This window comes from Escherichia albertii NBRC 107761 = DSM 17582 (genome assembly GCF_000759775.1).
In the GTDB taxonomy this organism is placed as follows: domain Bacteria; phylum Pseudomonadota; class Gammaproteobacteria; order Enterobacterales; family Enterobacteriaceae; genus Escherichia; species Escherichia albertii.
Window position 1 is genome coordinate 1 of the sequence record NZ_BBMY01000036.1, and the last position, 21,112, is coordinate 21,112.

At 50.4% G+C, this 21,112-nt stretch carries 18 protein-coding genes; 10 read left to right on the forward strand and 8 right to left on the reverse strand.

The features are described from left to right. Positions 1-2,048 (forward strand): bifunctional diguanylate cyclase/phosphodiesterase (locus tag EA14781_RS08670; RefSeq protein ID WP_042335536.1); only part of this gene is annotated, 2,048 nt, incomplete at its 5' end. A 37-nt stretch (positions 2,049-2,085) separates the two neighbouring features. Here EA14781_RS08670 and ppx read toward each other — a convergent pair. The 4 genes from ppx to purM all read right to left on the reverse strand — a co-directional run bounded on the left by ppx (position 2,086) and on the right by purM (position 7,538). After that, positions 2,086-3,627: an exopolyphosphatase gene (gene ppx / locus EA14781_RS08675; protein WP_001121346.1), complete on the reverse strand. Its 1,542-nt coding sequence runs from the start codon at positions 3,625-3,627 to the stop codon at positions 2,086-2,088. Positions 3,628-3,631: 4 nt separating this feature from the next. After that, positions 3,632-5,698: a polyphosphate kinase 1 gene (gene ppk1 / locus EA14781_RS08680; RefSeq protein WP_000529573.1), complete on the reverse strand. Its 2,067-nt coding sequence runs from the start codon at positions 5,696-5,698 to the stop codon at positions 3,632-3,634. Positions 5,699-5,859: 161 nt separating this feature from the next. Continuing rightward, the gene (gene purN / locus EA14781_RS08685) at positions 5,860-6,501 is read right to left on the reverse strand and encodes a phosphoribosylglycinamide formyltransferase (RefSeq protein ID WP_001028601.1); all 642 of its coding nucleotides are present in this window, start codon (positions 6,499-6,501) and stop codon (positions 5,860-5,862) included. Next, positions 6,501-7,538: a phosphoribosylformylglycinamidine cyclo-ligase gene (gene purM / locus EA14781_RS08690; protein ID WP_002461579.1), complete on the reverse strand. Its 1,038-nt coding sequence runs from the start codon at positions 7,536-7,538 to the stop codon at positions 6,501-6,503. Before purM ends, purN begins: the two co-directional genes overlap by 1 nt. 324 nt (positions 7,539-7,862) lie before the next feature. Here purM and upp point away from each other — a divergent pair, with 324 nt between their 5' ends. From upp to EA14781_RS08705, 3 genes are all read left to right on the forward strand, one after another. Continuing rightward, positions 7,863-8,489: a uracil phosphoribosyltransferase gene (gene upp / locus EA14781_RS08695; RefSeq protein ID WP_001295473.1), complete on the forward strand. Its 627-nt coding sequence runs from the start codon at positions 7,863-7,865 to the stop codon at positions 8,487-8,489. Between the two features lie 88 nt (positions 8,490-8,577). After that, positions 8,578-9,867: a uracil permease gene (gene uraA / locus EA14781_RS08700; RefSeq protein ID WP_000198325.1), complete on the forward strand. Its 1,290-nt coding sequence runs from the start codon at positions 8,578-8,580 to the stop codon at positions 9,865-9,867. A gap of 94 nt (positions 9,868-9,961) precedes the next feature. Next, positions 9,962-10,663 (forward strand): DnaA inactivator Hda, encoded by a 702-nt coding sequence (locus EA14781_RS08705; RefSeq protein WP_071586055.1) that lies wholly within the window; start codon positions 9,962-9,964, stop codon positions 10,661-10,663. A gap of 79 nt (positions 10,664-10,742) precedes the next feature. Here EA14781_RS08705 and arsC read toward each other — a convergent pair whose 3' ends face one another. Together arsC and bepA are read right to left on the reverse strand one after the other, a co-directional pair. Further along, positions 10,743-11,102, reverse strand: coding sequence for an arsenate reductase (glutaredoxin) (gene arsC / locus EA14781_RS08710; RefSeq protein WP_000166443.1), 360 nt, complete (start codon positions 11,100-11,102; stop codon positions 10,743-10,745). Between the two features lie 20 nt (positions 11,103-11,122). Next, positions 11,123-12,586, reverse strand: coding sequence for a beta-barrel assembly-enhancing protease (gene bepA, locus EA14781_RS08715; RefSeq protein WP_000489680.1), 1,464 nt, complete (start codon positions 12,584-12,586; stop codon positions 11,123-11,125). Positions 12,587-12,797: 211 nt separating this feature from the next. Between bepA and EA14781_RS08720 the strand changes: the two genes are divergently transcribed. Beyond that, positions 12,798-13,859: an AI-2E family transporter gene (locus EA14781_RS08720; protein WP_000892034.1), complete on the forward strand. Its 1,062-nt coding sequence runs from the start codon at positions 12,798-12,800 to the stop codon at positions 13,857-13,859. Positions 13,860-13,958: 99 nt separating this feature from the next. On the opposite strand, the gene bcp is transcribed toward EA14781_RS08720, so the two are convergent. Next, the gene (bcp, locus tag EA14781_RS08725; protein WP_001068682.1) at positions 13,959-14,429 is read right to left on the reverse strand and encodes a thioredoxin-dependent thiol peroxidase; all 471 of its coding nucleotides are present in this window, start codon (positions 14,427-14,429) and stop codon (positions 13,959-13,961) included. Continuing rightward, positions 14,429-15,001: a glycine cleavage system transcriptional repressor gene (locus EA14781_RS08730; protein WP_000176188.1), complete on the reverse strand. Its 573-nt coding sequence runs from the start codon at positions 14,999-15,001 to the stop codon at positions 14,429-14,431. Before EA14781_RS08730 ends, bcp begins: the two co-directional genes overlap by 1 nt. A 149-nt stretch (positions 15,002-15,150) precedes the next feature. Between EA14781_RS08730 and dapA the strand changes: the two genes are divergently transcribed. From dapA to tmcA, 5 genes are all read left to right on the forward strand, one after another. Continuing rightward, on the forward strand, positions 15,151-16,029 hold the full coding sequence (gene dapA, locus EA14781_RS08735) for a 4-hydroxy-tetrahydrodipicolinate synthase (protein WP_002461587.1): 879 nt from the start codon (positions 15,151-15,153) through the stop codon (positions 16,027-16,029). 16 nt (positions 16,030-16,045) lie between these two features. After that, complete coding sequence (gene bamC / locus EA14781_RS08740; protein WP_002461589.1) at positions 16,046-17,080, forward strand: outer membrane protein assembly factor BamC; 1,035 nt, start codon at positions 16,046-16,048, stop codon at positions 17,078-17,080. Positions 17,081-17,292: 212 nt separating this feature from the next. Further along, positions 17,293-18,006, forward strand: coding sequence for a phosphoribosylaminoimidazolesuccinocarboxamide synthase (purC, locus tag EA14781_RS08750; RefSeq protein WP_001295467.1), 714 nt, complete (start codon positions 17,293-17,295; stop codon positions 18,004-18,006). A gap of 167 nt (positions 18,007-18,173) precedes the next feature. Beyond that, the gene (ypfJ, locus tag EA14781_RS08755) at positions 18,174-19,037 is read left to right on the forward strand and encodes a KPN_02809 family neutral zinc metallopeptidase (protein ID WP_001267516.1); all 864 of its coding nucleotides are present in this window, start codon (positions 18,174-18,176) and stop codon (positions 19,035-19,037) included. Between the two features lie 14 nt (positions 19,038-19,051). Next, positions 19,052-21,067, forward strand: coding sequence for a tRNA cytosine(34) acetyltransferase TmcA (tmcA, locus tag EA14781_RS08760; protein WP_000829304.1), 2,016 nt, complete (start codon positions 19,052-19,054; stop codon positions 21,065-21,067). Positions 21,068-21,112 lie beyond the last annotated feature (45 nt).

The window sequence follows — 21,112 nt, forward strand, 5'->3', positions numbered from 1 at the left end:
CCGGTATCGCGTTAGGGATTTTTGTTCGCAAGTATACGGAACTTGGTTTTTATGAAACTCTCTCGTTAACGATTAATTTTATTATTATTATCATTCTTTGCTGGGGAGGCTACAGGGTCTTTACTCCCCGGCGTAACAACGTTTCACACGGCGATGCCCGCTTACTTTCCCGGCGCGTTTTTTGGCAGATTATTTTCCCCGCAACGTTGTTTCTGGTGCTTTTCCAGTTCGCGGCGTTCGTAGGGCTATTACCCAGTCGGGAAAATCTGGTGGGGGTTATGCCCTTTAATCTGGGGACATTAATCAATTACCAGGCCCTGCTGGTGGGGAATCTTATCGGCGTTCCTCTGTGCTATTTTATTATTCGGTCCGTGCGAAATCCTTTTTATTTACGTAGCTATTATTCTCAATTAAAACAGCAGGTTGACAGTAAAGTTAGCAAAAAAGAATTTGTGCTCTGGGGGCTCATACTCACAGCGTTGTTAATGTTGTTGTGTATGCCATTGAATGAAAAAAGTACAATCTTTAGCACTAATTATACGTTGTCGTTATTGCTGCCGCTGATGATGTGGGGAGCGATGCGCTATGGCTATAAGTTGATTTCGCTTCTTTGGGCGGTGGTACTGATAATCAGTATTCATAGTTATCAGAATTACATTCCCTTTTATCACGGATATACCACTCAACTGACCATAACCTCTTCCAGTTATCTGGTGTTCTCCTTTATCGTCAATTATATGGCTGTTCTGGCTACCCGTCAGAGAGTGGTTAGCAGGCGCATTCAGAGACTTGCATATGTGGACCCGGTTGTCCATCTGCCGAATATTCGCGCCCTGAATCGAGCGTTGCGTGATGCGCCCTGGTCCGCACTATGCTATTTACGTATTCCAGGCATGGAGATGCTGGTAAAAAACTATGGCATCATGTTGCGTATTCAATACAAGCAAAAACTTTCACATTGGTTGGCGCCGTTGCTGCAACCGGGCGAAGAGGTTTATCAGCTCTCAGGTAACGATCTTGCACTGCGGCTGAATACAGAATCGCATCAGGAGCGCATAACCGCGCTGGATAACCATCTGAAACAATTTCGCTTCTTTTGGGATGGTATGCCACTGCAACCACAAATTGGCGTCAGTTATTGTTATGTACGCTCTCCTGTGAATCACATATATCTGTTGCTGGGAGAGCTAAGCACGGTTGCCGAGCTTTCTATAGTGACCAATGCTCCAGAAAATATGCAACGCCGTGGAGCAATGTATTTACAACGTGAATTAAAAGATAAAGTGGCGATGATGAATCGGCTACAACAGGCACTTGAACATGATCATTTTTGCCTGATGGCTCAGCCGATTACCGGGATGCGCGGCGATGTTGATCACGAAATTTTGTTGCGCATGAAAGGTGAGAATAATGAACTCATCAATCCTGACAATTTCTTGCCGGTCGCGCATGAATTTGGCTTATCGTCCAGTATCGATATGTGGGTCATTGAGCATACGTTGCAATTTATGGCTGAAAACAGAGAGAAGATACCAGCCCACCGCTTTGCTATTAATCTGTCACCGACCTCGGTGTGCCAGGCGCGTTTCCCTGTTGATATCGGCCGTTTGTTGGCTAAATACCAGATAGAAGCATGGCAGCTTATTTTCGAAGTTACCGAAAGCAATGCCCTGACCAATGTTAAGCAGGCGAAGATTACGTTACAGCATCTTCAGGAGTTAGGCTGCCAGATTGCAATTGATGATTTTGGCACGGGCTATGCCAGTTATGCGCGACTAAAAAATGTGAATGCCAATCTATTAAAAATTGATGGTAGTTTCATTCGCAATATTGTCTCAAATAGTCTGGATTATCAGATAGTGGCGTCGATATGCCATCTGGCGCGAATGAAGAAAATGCAAGTAGTGGCGGAATACGTTGAAAATGAAGATATTCGCCGGGCTGTACAATCTTTGGGGATTGATTACATGCAGGGTTATCTTATTGGTAAACCACAGCCATTAATTGAGTCGTTGAATGCAATTGACCCCATTAGGGAAGATGTCTGAATAATACGGGCCGGTGGTTCTCCCGGCCCGTAAAACCTCAAGCGGCTATTTCAGGTGTGTTTTCTTCTTCAATTTTCAACTGCCAGCCAGTTACACCTTCCCAGTATTCTTGCTCCTTTTCCAGATCAAGCAGTACCAGCGCATTCTGGCTAAACCAGTCATGAGGAAAACGCAGCGTCCAGTGGCTGTCATCGGTAATCAGCGTTAAAGTCGGCGGCGTGGTTGTTGCCTGACGTTGATTGTTGAGCAATACGCCGAGCCGCAGCAGCTGAATTAACGGCAGGAACTGTTTCTTCTTAAACAAGGTAAAGCGCGGCAGATCGTCGAGCTTAATTGCTTTTCGGTGATAGCGCACCAACGTTGCCATCATCAGTTGTTGTTCCTGATTAAAACCCGGCAAGTCGCTGTTTTGCAAAATATATGCAGAATGTCGATGTAAACCGCTATGGTTGATATTTAACCCAACCTCATGCAGCATGGCCGCCCAGCGTAGTAACGCTTCCAGTTGCGGATGCGCCAGCTTCGGCTGCTGTTCCCGCCACTGTTCGTACATGTGCATAGTGGTTTCCAGCACTCGCCTGGCCTGTTCGCTGTCAATATGATATTGGTTAGCGAGGCTACTGGCGGTGCGGCTACGTACATCCTGATGACGGAAACGGCCTTCCATCTCATACAGAACGCCTTCGCGTAGCGCCCCATCAGAAAGCCGGAGTTCACGAATAGCTAAGGCATCAAACACACCGCATAAAATTGCCAGCCCCGGGACAAATACGGTTCTCCGCTCTTCGGAAAGACCAGGTAAACTCAGCGATGCGAAATTACGGTGACGTAACACCTCTTTCACCAGTTTTTCGAGTCGTTCCGGGGTAATTATTCCGTCTTTCTCACCCATCTCCATCAACACTTCATGGGCGGCTTTAATGGTGCCGGAAGCACCCATTGCGACGTTCCAGCCCTGAATACGGAATTGCCAGGTCAAGGTTTCCAGTTTTTGTGCTGCCGCCATGCGTGCACGCTGGAAATTCTCTTTATTGATAACCCCGCCTGGGAAATAGAGCTGGGCAAAGCTGACACAACCCATCCGACGGCTTTCAACAAGGATGGGTTCAAAATTTTCGCCAATGACCAGTTCCGTGGAGCCGCCGCCAATATCAATAACCAGCTTGCGGCCTTTTTCCGGCTGAGTATGTTCCACGCCCATAAAAATCAGACGGGCTTCTTCATTACCAGAAATAATTTCAATTGGGTAGGGAATGACCTTTTCCGCACGTTTCAGAAAATCGGTGGCGTTCAGCGCCTGACGCAGCGTATGAGTCCCGACAATACAGACACTGGCGGGAGAAAAACCTTGCAGACGTTCGGCAAATAGCGACAGACAGTTTAAACCGCGCGCCATCGCCTCTTCACTCAACATATTATCCGGCCCAAGACCGTCCGCCAGGTGCACTCGTTGTTTCAGGCGGCCAATAATCTGCATGGCGCCATCCACCACACGGGCAATGACCATGTGGAAACTGTTTGAACCAAGATCGACCGCAGCAAACTCCTGCGGGCGAGGGGATTTGTCGTGTATTGGCATAGGGTTATTCAGGCTGTTCGAGTGATTTGATGTAGTCGTAGATCGCCAACTGCGCCCGCACTTTGCGGCGATTACCGCGGGGAACATAGCGATTACTGAGTTCTTTATCGATATAACGCGCTTTGACTGTATCGCTGAACAAAATTTCGATGATGTCCAGTACCCGCTGCTTCAGGCGCGGATCGAGAAGCGGCGTCGCCACTTCAATACGATAATCAATATTACGCGTCATCCAGTCGGCGGAAGAGAGGTAAACTTTTTTATCGCCGCCATTTTCAAAAATATAAACCCGGTCATGTTCAAGGTAACGATCGACAATGCTGATGGCACGAATATTGTCGCTAATGCCTTCCAGATTGGGAATCAATGAACACATACCGCGAACCAGCAGATTCACCGGTACGCCGGAGCTGGAGGCCGCATACAGACGATCGACCAGCCCTTTATCTACCAGGTTATTCAGCTTCAGAGTAATACCGCAGGGCAGTCCCTGTTGAGCGTTGGCAATCTCGCGATCCACCATTTCATACAGCAGACGGCGGGAGTTTTGCGGCGACACCATTAAATAATCAAATGTCACCGGGCGGTATGGGTTTTCAATAAAGTTGAACACTCTCCGTACTTCGTTGGTGATGCGCGCATCGGCGGTCAGCAGCGAATAGTCGGTATAAAGGCGTGCGGTTTTTTCGTTAAAGTTCCCCGTTCCTATGTGTGCGTAACGCACGACTTCGCCGTTTTCTTTACGTGAGATCAAGAATAGTTTGGCGTGAATTTTCAGCCCCGGCGCGGAGAAAATCACGTGCACGCCCGCTTCAGTCAGTCGTTTTGCCCAATGAATATTGGCTTCTTCATCGAAACGCGCCTGTAACTCAACGACTACGGTGACTTTCTTACCGTTGTGCGCCGCATGGATCATCGAATCGATGATTCGAGAATCTTTCGCCACGCGGTAAATGTTAATTTTAATAGCCAGTACACTTGGATCGAACGAAGCCTGACGCAGTAGTTCCAGTACGTGCTCAAAAGTGTGATAAGGATAATAGAGCAGAACATCGCGTTCGCGAATGGCGTCAAAACCGTTGCGAAACTGAGCTTTATCAAACCAGATATGGCGTAAACGCGGCAGCGGCTTATTCACCAGGTTTGCTTTGCCGACGTTGGGGAAATTAATAAAGTCTTTAAAATTGTGATAACGACCGCCGGGTACGATGGAATCATAGCGGGAAATGGTCAGTTTCTCGCGCAACACTTCAACCAGCGCATTGGGCATATCGCGTTGATAAACAAAACGTACTGGTTCTGCGGTTAAACGTTGCTTCAGGCTGGAAGACATCAGCTCCATCAGGCTGGCTTCCATCTCATGCACTAAATCGTATTCGGCGTCGCGGGTCATCTTCATCGAATAGGCATTTAGCGCATCATAATCAAAGAAGCCTTTAAAAATATCATCCAGGCAATAACGCAAAATGTTATCCAGAAGGATCATAGGTTTGCGACGCCGTGGCGCTTCCGGCGGTAAATTTACAAAGCGCGGTACTTTATCTGACGGGATTTCCAGCAGCGCATAGCGGATAGTATCGCCACGGATAATTTCTACTGCCAGATAGGTGTAATCATCTTTCAGGAACTGGACTAAATCAGTGTCAGGGTTAATTAAAATCGGCGTAATGTGCTGACGTAGATACTGTTTAAAGTAATGACGCAGCCAGTTTTGCTGATTGACGGAGAGCTGGCGTTCATTGATCAGGAAAATTTGGTTACGAGCCATTTCCAGCAGCAGTTCATTGTACAGGCCGTCGAATTCCTGATCGGCTTTCAGCACCCGGGACTGAATTTTTCCCAGCAGGTGGCGGGAGTGAGAATTAGAGCCTTGTTCTTCGCTAATAATGATACGTCGCTTCAGCTCGGCGAAGCGGACTTTATAGAACTCATCAAGGTTATTGGAGTAGATCCCCAGGAAACGCATCCTTTCAATCAGCGGGTTAGATTTGTCCGCCGCTTCCTGAAGCACGCGTTCATTGAACGATAACCAACTGAGCTCTTTTTCGATGTATAGCTTTTCCTGACCCATTACCACTTTTACTCCGTTGTATTCACGGGACACTGCCTGGATATTATGGCGAGCAATATTGACAGATGTCCAACTATGCCAGAAAAGGGGGAAAAAAACTGCTGGAGCCTGCGATTTACAGATGAGCTAAAGCGCCAACGCTGGCGCTTTAAAAGGGGATACTACTCTTCGTCAGCGGCATAGCCCTGCGGCGGCAGACGCTGACCATCCAGCCATGCGGCGTTTTCGTTCATTTTCAGGCGACCATCGACAAACCAGCTAATCACCAGTGGGTAAATGGCGTGCTCCTGAGTTTGCACGCGGGCTGTAATTTCATCTTCCGTATCACCGGCAAAAACCGGAACTTTAGCCTGTAAAATAACCGGGCCGCCATCCAGTTCATCGGTCACGAAATGCACCGATGTACCATGTTCCTCATCGCCGTTTTCCAGTGCCTGACGATGGGTATGCAAGCCGGGATATTTCGGTAGCAGGGAGGGGTGGATATTCAGCAAACGCCCGGCATAGTGGGAAACAAATGCCGGGCTGAGAATGCGCATAAAACCGGCCAGTACCACGACATCGGGAGAGTAAACGTCGATCTCATGAATCAACTCCCGATCATAAGCTTCACGGCTGTCAAACTCGCTGGCGACAAGTGTATGTGTTGCAATACCGGCCTGGCGGGCGCGTTCAAGGCCGAACGCGTCGGCCTTATTACTGAAAACTGCCCGTAGGGTGCCTTTAATTTTGTTGGCCTTGCAGGCATCAATAATTGCCTGCAAATTACTTCCGTTGCCGGAAATAAGCACCACAATATTCATTATTCAATAACCACGCGTTGTTCGGAATCAGAAGCTTTGATGATACCGATTTTCCACGCGTTTTCACCGTTGGCATTGAGCAGGGCGAGGGCTTTGTCCACTTTCGGAGCAGGCACGGCGATAATCATCCCGACGCCGCAGTTGAAGGTGCGATACATTTCATGGCGGCTGACGTTGCCTGCCGTTTGCAGCCAGTGAAACACTGCTGGCCACTGCCAGGAGGATTCATCAATGACAGCCTGAGTGTTTTCCGGTAATACACGCGGAATATTTTCCCAGAAGCCGCCGCCGGTCAGGTGAGCAATGGCGTGCACATCAACTTTTTCGATTAGCTCCAGCACTGATTTCACGTAAATGCGAGTGGGCGCCAGCAGATGATCGGCTAACGGTTTGCCGTCGAGTTCGGTGGTTTGTGGGTCGCAACCGCTGACTTCAATAATTTTGCGCACCAGAGAGTAGCCGTTCGAGTGCGGGCCGCTGGATCCGAGTGCAATCAGCACATCGCCGTCGCTAACTTTAGAACCATCGATGATTTCTGATTTTTCTACCACTCCAACACAGAAACCCGCAACGTCATAATCTTCGCCGTGATACATCCCCGGCATTTCCGCCGTTTCGCCGCCCACCAGCGCACAGCCGGATTGCAGACAACCTTCGGCGATACCGCTTATCACCGAAGAGGCGGTATCAACATCCAGTTTTCCGGTCGCGTAATAGTCGAGGAAAAAGAGCGGTTCAGCGCCTTGCACCACCAGATCGTTAACACACATAGCGACCAGATCGATACCAATGGTGTCGTGACGTTTTAAATCCATTGCCAGACGCAGCTTGGTGCCTACGCCGTCAGTGCCGGAAACCAGCACGGGTTCGCGATATTTTTGCGGCAACGCGCACAGCGCACCGAAGCCGCCCAGGCCGCCCATGACTTCCGGGCGACGCGTTTTCTTCACTACGTCTTTGATTCTTCCAACCAGAGCATTACCCGCGTCAATATCAACACCGGCATCTTTGTAGCTAAGAGAGGTTTTATCGGTCACTGCTTGGGTCCCCACGCGTTACTTGCGGTAGAAAAATAAAATTCGGCGCAATTCTAACAGGGAAAGCAAACGTTTGCGAGACTGCTTTACACAACCTTTTTTCGCTTCTTTTGACCATTCGTGTGGCGAAAGAAAACTTGCATGAAGGCAAAGAATGGTTTTCAGATGGAATAATCTTCTTTCGTAACCATTTGAATATAAAATAACTTTATCTCAAATCGTTATCATTTTGACTAAAGTCAACGAAAATAATATTGCCAGCTTAAAGAAAGGCGGTATAATCCGTCTATTTTTTTTGTGGCTGCCCCTCAAAGGAGAAAGAGTATGAAGATCGTGGAAGTCAAACACCCACTCGTCAAACACAAGCTGGGACTGATGCGTGAGCAAGACATCAGCACCAAGCGCTTTCGTGAACTCGCTTCCGAAGTGGGTAGCCTGCTGACTTACGAAGCGACCGCCGACCTCGAAACAGAAAAAGTAACCATCGAAGGCTGGAACGGCCCGGTAGAAATCGACCAGATCAAAGGTAAGAAAATTACCGTGGTGCCAATTCTGCGCGCGGGTCTGGGGATGATGGACGGCGTGCTGGAAAATGTTCCGAGCGCGCGTATCAGCGTAGTTGGTATGTATCGTAACGAAGAAACGCTGGAGCCGGTACCTTACTTCCAGAAGCTGGTGTCGAACATTGATGAGCGTATGGCGCTGATCGTCGACCCAATGCTGGCAACCGGTGGTTCCGTTATCGCGACCATTGACCTGCTGAAAAAAGCAGGTTGCAGCAGCATTAAAGTGCTGGTGCTGGTGGCTGCGCCGGAAGGTATCGCTGCGCTGGAAAAAGCGCACCCGGATGTTGAACTTTATACTGCGTCGATTGACCAGGGGCTGAACGAGCACGGATACATTATTCCGGGCCTCGGCGATGCCGGTGACAAAATCTTTGGTACGAAATAACGAATAAAAAATAATTAAAGCCGACTTTAAGAGTCGGCTTTTTTTTGAGTAAAGCGCCTATAACACAAAATATACAGAGGATAATACTATGACGCGCCGTGCTATCGGGGTGAGTGAAAGACCGCCACTTTTACAGACAATCCCGCTTAGTTTGCAGCATTTATTCGCCATGTTTGGTGCAACCGTCCTGGTGCCCGTCTTATTTCATATTAACCCGGCGACCGTACTGTTATTTAACGGTATCGGGACGCTGCTATATCTCTTCATCTGTAAAGGGAAAATCCCTGCTTATCTCGGTTCCAGCTTTGCCTTTATTTCCCCGGTATTGTTGTTGTTGCCGTTAGGTTATGAAGTCGCGCTGGGCGGTTTTATTATGTGCGGCGTGCTGTTCTGTCTGGTTTCTTTTATTGTGAAGAAAGCGGGAACCGGCTGGCTGGACGTGCTGTTTCCACCTGCGGCAATGGGGGCAATCGTTGCCGTCATTGGTCTGGAGTTGGCGGGGGTCGCGGCTGGCATGGCGGGCTTACTGCCTGCTGAAGGGCAAACGCCAGATTCCAAAACCATCATCATCTCTATTACCACTTTGGCAGTTACGGTTTTAGGTTCTGTTTTGTTCCGTGGCTTCCTGGCGATTATTCCAATTCTGATTGGCGTGCTGGTGGGTTACGCGCTCTCCTTCGCGATGGGAATTGTCGATACCACGCCGATTATTAACGCTCACTGGTTTGCTCTGCCGACCATCTATACACCTCGCTTTGAGTGGTTCGCCATTCTGACCATCCTGCCTGCGGCGCTGGTGGTTATTGCCGAACACGTCGGGCATCTGGTGGTAACGGCCAATATCGTGAAAAAAGATCTTCTGCGCGACCCCGGTTTACATCGTTCGATGTTTGCTAACGGATTGTCGACGGTCATCTCCGGCTTCTTTGGCTCCACACCAAACACCACCTACGGTGAAAACATCGGCGTTATGGCGATCACCCGCGTATACAGCACCTGGGTTATCGGCGGTGCGGCGATTTTCGCCATCCTGCTCTCTTGCGTCGGTAAACTGGCTGCCGCGATTCAGATGATCCCATTACCGGTTATGGGCGGGGTTTCGCTGCTGCTTTACGGTGTGATTGGCGCTTCAGGTATTCGTGTGCTGATTGAATCAAAAGTGGATTACAACAAAGCACAGAACCTGATCCTGACATCGGTCATTCTGATCATCGGCGTCAGCGGTGCGAAGGTAAACATTGGTGCGGCAGAGCTGAAAGGCATGGCGTTGGCAACCATCGTCGGCATTGGCTTAAGCCTGATCTTCAAACTGATTAGCATACTGCGCCCGGAAGAAGTCGTACTGGACGCAGAAGATGCAGAGATAACAGAAAAATAATGTACCAACCGGGCAGTACTGCTGCCCGGTTCTAACATCATAGAATTCTGTGGTAAACTTCTCACGATTTTTTGAAATCCTGGTTGAGGTATCTCTGAACACACCGGCACAGCTCTCTTTGCCACTTTATCTTCCTGACGACGAAACCTTTGCAAGTTTCTGGCCGGGGGATAACTCCTCTTTACTGGCCGCGCTGCAAAACGTGCTGCGTCAGGAACATAGCGGTTACATCTATCTCTGGGCACGCGAAGGCGCGGGGCGCAGCCATCTGCTGCACGCGGCTTGCGCGGAACTATCGCAGCGTGGCGATGCGGTGGGGTATGTCCCGCTGGACAAACGCACCTGGTTTGTTCCCGAAGTGCTCGACGGTATGGAACAACTGTCTCTGGTCTGCATCGATAATATTGAATGTATTGCCGGCGATGAGTTGTGGGAAATGGCGATTTTCGATCTCTACAACCGCATTCTGGAATCGGGCAACACGCGCTTGTTGATCACTGGCGATCGTCCTCCGCGGCAGCTGAATCTGGGACTCCCGGATCTTGCATCGCGTCTTGACTGGGGGCAGATCTACAAATTGCAGCCGCTTTCTGATGAAGATAAGTTGCAGGCGTTACAGTTACGCGCGCGTTTGCGTGGTTTTGAGTTGCCGGAAGATGTGGGACGTTTCTTGTTGAAGCGTCTGGACAGAGAGATGCGCACGCTATTTATGACGTTGGATCAGCTCGATCGGGCGTCGATTACCGCACAACGTAAGTTGACCATCCCGTTTGTGAAAGAGATCCTGAAGCTGTAACAAGGCATTTGTATTGCACGCGTAGGCCGGATAAGACGCGGTAAGCATCGCATCCGGCAATATGCGACAATGGCTGACGTTAACTAACGATTTCCAGCACCTGCTCCGGTGGACGACCAATCCGCGCTTTGCCATTGGCGACCACAATCGGGCGTTCCATCAGCTTCGGATTATCCACCATCGCCTGAATCAGCGCCTCTTCGCTAAGTGAACTGTCAGCCAGATTCAGCTCTTTATAAAGCTCCTCTTTCTGGCGCATCAATTCACGGGCGCTTTTCATACCCAGCATTTTCAGCAATGCATGCAGCGTTGCCGCATCGGCGGGGGTCTCAAGGTAGAGCACTACTTCTGGCTCCACGCCGTTTTCTTTCAGCAGGTTCAGCGTTTCGCGACTCTTTGAACAGCGCGGATTATGGTAGATTTTTACCTGTTTGGTCATTGTTCTTCCTTTAATGCGTATTACATCTTGGTATAAGGCTTAAAGCGTTCCTGCAACTGACGCAACTGATCGATACGCGCATCGTAGCGGGCCTGTTGTAGACTGCCTAATTTTACTTGTGAACTGGCGCTACTTAACAATGAAATGGCCTGATCGAGCCGCCCGGCGAGCGCATAACCTTCCGCCCGCGCCGCCAGTTCCTGATCGCGATTATTCAAGGCGGCCTCCGCCTGGGCCAGCAAATCCCAGCCATTGCTGTCATCTTTATTGTTAAAGGTGTAGCGATTCAGAATAGTGGCTGCTTCCTGCGGTTGACCGCCTTGCAGATAAGCGTTCGCCAGGTTGAGCTGCAACACCGGGTTGGTGCGTAAATCACGGGTATTTTTCAACCGATTGATCGCATCGCTGGCTTTGTGCTGCCCGAGGTCAATATCCGTTGCCAGATCGAGATACCATGCATTACCCGGTTCTGCCGCCAGCAATGGTTGCAGTGTTTTCCGCGCTTCATCGAATTTATTGGCTTCCATCGCCTGTAAAGCGCGACCATATTGCGCCGCCCGTTGCTGACGCACATTACCTTTGGCCCACTCATCCAGCAAATCACTGGTGAGCTGGTTACGCCCGGAATTATACATCCCAAGCGTGCGTGCTTTTGCCAGATAAAAATCTTCTGATGACTGAACCACCGTCGGGCGCATTTGGTTGGCACGGTTGCGGGCATCCGCCAGACGGCTTTCCGGCAATGGGTGAGTCAGCAAAATTTCTGGTGGGCGTGAAGAGTAGCGCGCCTGATCGAGTAATTTTTCGAGGAAGGTCGGCATCGCCTGTGGATCGAATCCCGAGCGCTGCAGTACCTGAATACCAATACGGTCTGCTTCCTGTTCGTTTTGTTGAGTGAAGCTGATCATCCCCTGACGCGTTCCCGCCAGCGTACCGGTCAATGCCGCCATACCCGCTTGCGGACTGGCCATTGCCAGTAAAATAGAACCTAACGCGCCGACCCAGGTCAGCGGCGCGCTACGCTGCTGATCTTCCATCGCTCGCGCCAGGTGACGTTGGGTGACGTGGGAGATTTCGTGTGCCATGACCGAAGCCAGTTGGCTTTCGTTATCGGAGTAACGGAACAAGGCAGAGTGCAGCACCACGTTACCGCCAAAGAAGGCAAAGGCGTTAATTTCGTCGTTATTGATCAGAAAGAAATGGAACGGCGTCTTAACTGAATTGGCATGCGAAACCAGACGCATACCCAGCGAATTAATATATTGCGTTAACAGTGGGTCATTAATTAACGGCGCGCTGCCGCGTAACTGGCGGACATAATAGTCGCCCATCTGCATTTCCTGACCAATGGAAAGCGTGCTTCCTGCGGAGGTTCCCATATCCGGCAAGGTGTCTGCGCTATCGGCAAACGCCGGGGCTACCTGACCGATAGTCATGGCAGCAATGAGGGTTGCAACCAGGTTTTTTTTCAACTGCCTGAACATAACCTCTGTCCTGTTTTCTGGAGATAGTCATTTGACCGATACTGTGAAATATCGTTCCCGCCGCACTGCTTTTGAGTGTAACGGCGAAGATTAGCCCACTCAAACGACTTTTCAGTTTCCTGAATCCATCATAAAAAGCGAAGTCTTTTTTGTGACATTTCGATACAATTATGGATCGCAATCCCGCTTTTGAGGTTCAGGGAAGGTCTTTATGCTCGAAATGTTGATGCAATGGTATCGCCGCCGCTTTAGCGACCCGGAAGCGATTGCCTTGCTGGTTATTTTAGTTGCCGGTTTTGGCATTATCTTTTTCTTTAGCGGCTTACTTGCACCGCTGCTGGTGGCGATAGTGCTGGCCTATTTACTGGAATGGCCGACTGTCCGCCTGCAATCTATTGGTTGTTCCCGTCGTTGGGCGACATCAATTGTGCTGATTCTGTTTGTGGGCATCCTGTTACTGATGGCGTTCGTGGTGCTGCCTGTCGCCTGGCAGCAGGGTATTTACTTAATTCGCGATATGCCGGGGATGCTTAATAAACTTTCTGATTTTGCTGCCACGCTACCGCGCCGTTATCCCGCATTAATGGATGCGGGGATTATTGATGCAATGGCTGAAAATATGCGCAGTCGGATGCTCAGCATGGGCGACTCGGTGGTGAAAATTTCTCTCGCCTCGCTGGTCGGTTTACTGACGATTGCTGTTTATCTGGTGCTGGTGCCGCTGATGGTTTTCTTCCTGCTGAAAGATAAAGAGCAAATGCTGAATGCTGTTCGTCGGGTGTTGCCGCGTAACCGCGGTCTGGCCGGGCAGGTCTGGAAGGAGATGAATCAGCAAATCACCAATTATATCCGTGGCAAAGTGCTGGAGATGGTGGTGGTGGGGATAGCCACCTGGCTGGGTTTCTTACTCTTCGGGCTGAACTATTCGCTGTTGCTGGCGGTACTGGTTGGGTTTTCGGTGCTTATTCCGTATATCGGCGCCTTTGTCGTGACTATTCCGGTGGTTGGCGTGGCGCTATTCCAGTTTGGCGCAGGCACCGAGTTCTGGAGTTGCTTCGCGGTGTATCTGATTATTCAGGCGCTGGACGGCAACTTGTTAGTGCCGGTGTTGTTCTCCGAAGCGGTTAACCTGCATCCGCTGGTGATTATTTTATCGGTGGTTATCTTCGGCGGTTTGTGGGGATTCTGGGGCGTATTCTTCGCCATTCCATTGGCAACGCTGATCAAAGCGGTGATTCACGCCTGGCCTGATGGACAAATCGCGCAAGATTGACCTTTAGCGAAAAGGCGTTGAAACGAGTGTCGTAGGGCGGAGAGAAGATGTGAGATGTGCCGACTGCAAGTGCAGCCGGCAAGGAATAGAGAAAAGTAATCAGGCGTGTTCTTTCAGCCAGTTAAGCACCACGTCGTGGTGATTGCTGGTTTTGAAATCATCAAATACGTGTTCAATTTTGCCGTCAGCGTCGATCAGGAAGCTGATGCGATGAATTCCATCGTAGGTTTTGCCCATGAAGGATTTCTCGCCCCAGACGCCGAATTGTTCACATACCTGGTGGTCTTCGTCAGACAGGAGCGTAAAGTTAAGCAGCTCTTTTTCTGCAAAACGGGACAGTTTTTCGGGTTTGTCGGTGCTGATACCCAGCACATCAACGCCCGCTTTTTTCAACTCATCCATGTTATCGCGTAAGCCGCAGGCCTGTACGGTACAGCCGGGGGTCATGGCTTTCGGGTAGAAATAAACCAGAACACGCTGTCCCTGGAAGTCGGTCAAATTAACTTGTTCTCCGTCTTGATCCGGCAAGCTAAATTTCGGTGCGATGTCACCGGCTTTCAGTGGATTCATTACTTAACTCCATCCTGTTCATCATATTGGGAATAGTTGACGACATTAATACTGCCTTGAGCATTGAGTTCTGTACATAGCGCTTTGAACGCTTGCTCAATATTTGCCGCATCTGCAGACGCTGGGCTGTGCGCGGTGATCTGGATATGCAACTGCGCAGCTCTTTCATTTTCAGCAGGTTGCGTGCGCGATACTAGTTCTGCAATGTTCATATGGTGCGCATCGAAAAGCGCAGTAAAGCGCTCAATTAAATGCGGGGAATCGGCCACATCGACCTGAACCCAGACAGATGCGGGCATCGGCGGACGCGGACGGGCAGTCGTCCGTTTCATCACGATTAAAAGATCCAGCTCGGCGCCTTTCAACGGTAACGTTGATTCAATCAGGGTGATTGCGTTCCATGAGCCGGAAAGCAGCATGATAAACGTGAACTCTTCTCCCAGCATCGCCAGGCGACTGTCTTCAATATTACAGCCGCAACTACTGACATGACGAGTGATGGTATTCACAATTCCTGGGCGATCGGCACCCAGCGCAGTGATCACCAGATAATGTTGCGATGACAGTGTCAAACTGGTTATTCCTTTAAGGGGGGGGTGAGATGTTCTTAAGGAAAGCATAAAAAAAACATGCATACAACAATCAGAACGGTTCTGTTTGCTTGCTTTTAATGCCACACCAAACGTACCATTGAGAGACTTGTTTGCACAGAGGATGGCCCATGTTCACGGGAAGTATTGTCGCGATTGTTACTCCGATGGATGAAAAAGGTAATGTCTGTCGGGCTAGCTTAAAAAAACTGATTGATTATCATGTCGCCAGCGGTACTTCGGCGATCGTTTCTGTTGGCACCACGGGTGAGTCCGCCACGCTGAACCACGACGAGCATGGCGATGTGGTAATGATGACGCTGGATCTGGCTGACGGACGTATTCCGGTGATTGCCGGAACTGGCGCGAATGCCACCACAGAAGCCATTAGCCTGACGCAGCGTTTCAACGACAGTGGTATTGTCGGCTGTCTGACAGTAACGCCTTACTACAACCGCCCATCGCAGGAAGGTTTATATCAGCATTTCAAAGCCATCGCTGAACATACTGACCTGCCGCAAATTCTGTATAATGTGCCGTCCCGTACTGGCTGTGATCTGTTGCCGGAAACGGTGGGGCGTTTGGCGGAAGTAAAAAATATTATCGGAATCAAAGAGGCTACAGGGAACTTAACACGTGTAAATCAGATCAAAGAGCTGGTTTCAGATGATTTTGTTCTGCTGAGCGGCGATGACGCGAGCGCACTGGATTTTATGCAGTTAGGTGGTCATGGCGTTATTTCCGTTACGGCTAACGTCGCAGCGCGTGATATGGCTCAGATGTGCAAACTGGCGGCAGAAGGGCATTTTGCCGAGGCTCGCGTTATTAACCAACGTCTGATGCCATTACACAACAAACTATTTGTCGAACCCAATCCAATCCCGGTGAAATGGGCATGTAAGGAGCTGGGTCTTGTGGCGACCGATACGCTGCGTTTGCCAATGACGCCACTTACGGAGAATGGTCGTGAGTGTGTCAAAGCGGCGCTTAAGCATGCCGGTTTGCTGTAAAGTTTAGGGAGATTTGATGGCTTACTCTGTACAAAAGTCGCGCCTGGCGAAGGTTGCGGGTGTTTCGCTTGTTCTTTTACTCGCCGCCTGTAGTTCGGACTCACGTTATAAGCGTCAGGTGAGTGGCGATGAATCCTACCTGGAAGCGACACCGCTTGCGGAGCTTCATGCCCCGGCAGGAATGATTTTGCCGGTGACCTCCGGTGATTATGCAATCCCGGTGACTAACGGTAGCGGTGCTGTTGGTAAAGCACTGGATATTCGTCCGCCTGCTCAGCCGCTGGCGCTGGTTTCCGGCGCGCGTACTCAGTTCGCTGGCGATACCGTTTCGCTGCTGGTTGAAAATGGTCGTGGCAATACTCTGTGGCCGCAGGTTGTTAATGTGCTGCAGGCGAAGAACTACACCATTACTCAACGCGATGACGCTGGTCAGACGCTGACTACCGATTGGGTGCAATGGAATCGTCTGGATGAAGACGAGCAGTATCGCGGTCGTTATCAAATCTCTGTTAAACCGCAGGGTTATCAGCAAGCGGTAACGGTGAAACTGCTTAATCTGGAACAAGCAGGCAAACCGGTTGCAGACGCAGCTTCCATGCAGCGTTACAGCACCGAGATGATGAACGTCATTTCTGCCGGCCTGGATAAATCTGCTACTGATGCGGCCAATGCGGCGCAAAACCGAGCCTCCACCACCATGGATGTGCAAAGTGCCGCAGACGACACCGGTTTACCGATGCTGGTCGTGCGCGGGCCGTTCAATGTGGTATGGCAACGCCTGCCAGCAGCACTGGAAAAAGTGGGCATGAAAGTGACCGACAGTACCCGCTCACAGGGCAGCATGGCCGTGACTTATAAGCCTCTGTCTGACAGTGACTGGCAGGAACTGGGCGCACGCGATCCAGGACTGGCGTCAGGAGACTATAAACTGCAGGTCGGCGATTTAGATAACCGCAGTAGCTTACAGTTTATTGATCCGAAAGGTCATACACTGACCCAAAGCCAGAACGACGCGCTGGTCGCGGTCTTCCAGGCAGCGTTTAGCAAGTAAAAATACAGGGCTGGAGTCATCCGGCCCTTTTTTCTGATATGATACGCAAACGTGTGCGTCAGTGGAAAAACACGATTTTAGCGTTAATTCGCATGAAATTTGTTTGCCAGATGTAGATCGGAGAAGGCGTTCACGCCGCATCCGACAAAACGAGCAACACACCAGACAGCAAAAGATTTTAAAACGTTAATTCACACCCAGGAGTGATAAAGATGCAAAAGCAAGCTGAGTTGTATCGTGGTAAAGCGAAAACCGTATACAGCACGGAAAACCCGGACCTGTTGGTGCTCGAATTCCGCAATGATACGTCAGCAGGGGATGGCGCGCGCATTGAGCAGTTTGATCGCAAAGGTATGGTGAACAATAAGTTCAACTACTTCATCATGAGCAAACTGGCGGAAGCGGGTATCCCGACTCAGATGGAGCGCCTGCTCTCTGATACCGAATGTCTGGTGAAAAAACTGGATATGGTGCCGGTTGAATGTGTCGTGCGTAACCGTGCCGCTGGCTCTCTGGTGAAACGTCTTGGAATCGAAGAAGGTATTGAACTGAATCCACCGTTGTTCGATCTGTTCCTGAAAAACGATGCGATGCACGATCCGATGGTTAACGAATCTTACTGTGAAACCTTTGGTTGGGTAAGCAAAGAGAATCTGGCGCGAATGAAAGAGTTGACCTACAAAGCGAATGACGTGCTGAAAAAGCTGTTCGACGATGCCGGTTTGATTCTGGTCGACTTCAAGCTGGAGTTTGGTCTGTACAAAGGTGAAGTGGTGCTGGGCGATGAGTTCTCCCCGGACGGCAGCCGCCTGTGGGACAAAGAAACGCTGGAGAAAATGGATAAAGACCGTTTCCGCCAGAGCCTCGGTGGTTTGATCGAAGCTTATGAAGCCGTCGCCCGCCGCCTGGGGGTTCAGCTGGACTGATTTTTCTGTTCATCATCTTGCCGTGTTGCTGGCACGGCAAGACAACCGCTCTTGTAAGATGTGAATTGAACGCTCATTCCTCCGCCATTTCCTCTTGTTTTCCTGTGGTAATCTTCCTCTTAACCACCTACGATCATCACTATAATGAATATATTGTTGAGGTATTTATGCGCTGGCAAGGGCGACGTGAAAGTGACAATGTTGAAGACAGGCGAAACAGTTCTGGAGGCCCGTCAATGGGCGGTCCTGGTTTTCGCTTGCCGACAGGTAAGGGTGGGCTGATTTTACTGATAGTCGTGCTGGTTGCAGGCTACTATGGTGTTGATTTAACCGGGCTGTTGACCGGACAGCCGATCTCCCTGCAACAATCGACACACTCGATCAGCCCTAACGAAGACGAAGCGGCAAAATTTACCTCGGTGATTCTGGCGACCACGGAAGACACCTGGGGACAACAATTCGAGAAGATGGGGAGGACTTATCGGCAACCGAAACTGGTGATGTATCGAGGGATGACGCGAACCGGTTGCGGGGCCGGGCAGTCCATTATGGGACCGTTCTATTGCCCGGCGGATGGTACGGTCTATATCGATCTTTCCTTCTATGATGACATGAAAAATAAATTGGGTGCGGATGGCGATTTTGCCCAGGGGTACGTTATCGCCCATGAAGTCGGTCATCACGTACAGAAACTGTTAGGTATTGAACCGAAAGTCCGCCAGTTACAACAAAATGCCACTCAGGTGGAGGCGAACCGCTTATCTGTGCGAATGGAGCTTCAGGCTGACTGCTTTGCTGGCGTCTGGGGGCATAGCATGCAACAACAAGGCGTTCTGGAAACAGGCGATCTGGAAGAGGCGCTGAATGCGGCGCAGGCTATTGGCGATGACCGCTTACAACAGCAAAGTCAGGGGCGGGTAGTACCGGATAGTTTCACTCATGGTACCTCTCAACAACGTTATAGCTGGTTTAAACGTGGTTTCGACAGCGGCGATCCGGCACAATGCAACACTTTCGGTAAAAGCATTTAATTTTTGGGGCAGGGATGGCTGAACTGACAGCGCTACACACATTGACGGCGCAAATGAAACGCGAAGGGATTCGCCGCTTGTTAACGTTGAGTGGGGAAGAGAATTGGTGCTGTGAACATACGCTTAAATTGCGTGACGCTTTACCGGGTGACTGGCTGTGGGTTTCGCCACAGCCAGCTACTGAAAATCACTGTACGCCATCCGCGTTGCAAACGTTGCTCGGACGGGAGTTCCTTCATGCGGTATTCGATGCCAGGCAAGGCTTTGATGCTGCTGCTTTTGCGGCGCTTAGCGGGACGCTGAAAGCCGGAAGCTGGCTGGTTTTGTTGCTTCCTGTATGGGACGAGTGGGAAAACCATCCCGATGCAGATTCGCTACGCTGGAGCGATTGCCATAATCCCATTGCTACTCCACATTTTGTCCAACATTTCAAATGCATACTTGCGGCAGATAACGAGATTATTTTCTGGCGTCAAAACCAGCCGCTGGTGTTGACGAACTTTGCGCCCCGTACTGACTGGCATCCCGCTACTGGCGTACCACAGCCGGAGCAACAACATATTTTACAGCAGCTTCTGACCATGCCGCCGGGCGTGGCGGCGGTGACTGCGGCGCGTGGACGGGGAAAGTCGGCGTTGGCCGGGCAACTTATTTCACGTATTGCTGGCAATGCAATAGTGACAGCGCCTGCAAAGGCGGCAACGGATGTGCTGGCACAGTTTGCGGGCGATAAGTTTTGCTTTATTGCGCCGGATGCCTTGTTAGCCAGTGATAAGCAAGCCGACTGGCTGGTGGTCGACGAAGCCGCAGCCATTCCTGCACCGTTGTTGCATCAATTGGTATCGCGTTTCCCTCGTACGTTGTTAACCACTACGGTGCAGGGCTATGAAGGCACCGGACGTGGCTTTTTGCTGAAGTTTTGTGCGCGTTTTCCTCATTTGCAACGTTTTGAATTACAACAGCCGATTCGCTGGGCGCAGGGATGTCCGCTGGAAAAAATGGTTAGTGAGGCTCTGGTTTTTGACGACGAAAACGTCACTCATTCGCCACAAGGCAAGATCACCATTTCTGCATTTGAACAGACGTTATGGCAACGCGAACCAGAAACGCCGTTAAAGGTTTATCAGTTACTGTCAGGCGCGCACTACCGAACGTCGCCGCTGGATTTACGCCGGATGATGGATGCGCCAGGGCAACATTTTTTACAAGCTGCTTGCGAAAACGAAATAGTCGGGGCGCTGTGGCTGGTGGATGAAGGCGGATTATCTGAAGAGCTCAGTCAGGCGATATGGGCAGGTTTTCGTCGCCCGCGGGGTAATCTTGTGGCCCAGTCGCTGGCGGCGCACGGTAGCAATCCATTGGCGGCGATATTGCGCGGACGGCGTGTTAGCCGAATAGCTGTTCATCCGGCGCGTCAACGGGAAGGCACAGGACAACAGCTTATTGCCTGCACTCTGAAAGAGACCCATGACCTCGACTATCTTTCAGTGAGCTTTGGCTACACCGAGGAATTATGGCGTTTCTGGCAACGATGCGGTTTTGTGCTGGTGCGGATGGGCAATCATCGCGAAGCCAGCAGTGGCTGTTATACGGCAATGGCGCTATTACCGATTAGCAAATCGGGTAAATTGTTGGCAGAACGCGAGCATTATCGTTTACGCCGTGATGTGCGAACTCTTACGCAGTGGAATGGCGAAACCATTCCAGTTGAGCCGCTAAATGATACCGTGCTTTCTGACGATGACTGGCTTGAGTTGGCTGGTTTTGCTTTCGCTCATCGTCCGCTGTTAACCTCTTTAGGCTGTTTAACGCGTTTACTGCAAACCAGCGATTTGGCATTACCAGCGTTGCGTGGACGCTTGCTGAGAAATGTCAGCGATGCGCAGTTAGGTATCACACTTAAACTATCAGGCCGTAAGGCATTGCTGGTTCGCCAACGTGAAGAGGCAGCGCAGGCGCTGTTCGCACTTGATGATGTTCGCACAGAGCGCCTGCGCGATCGCATAACGCAATGGCAATTTTTTCACTGACTCCTTCAATTTTCTCCCATGGTCATTGTGAGTCAGCGGCGTAAA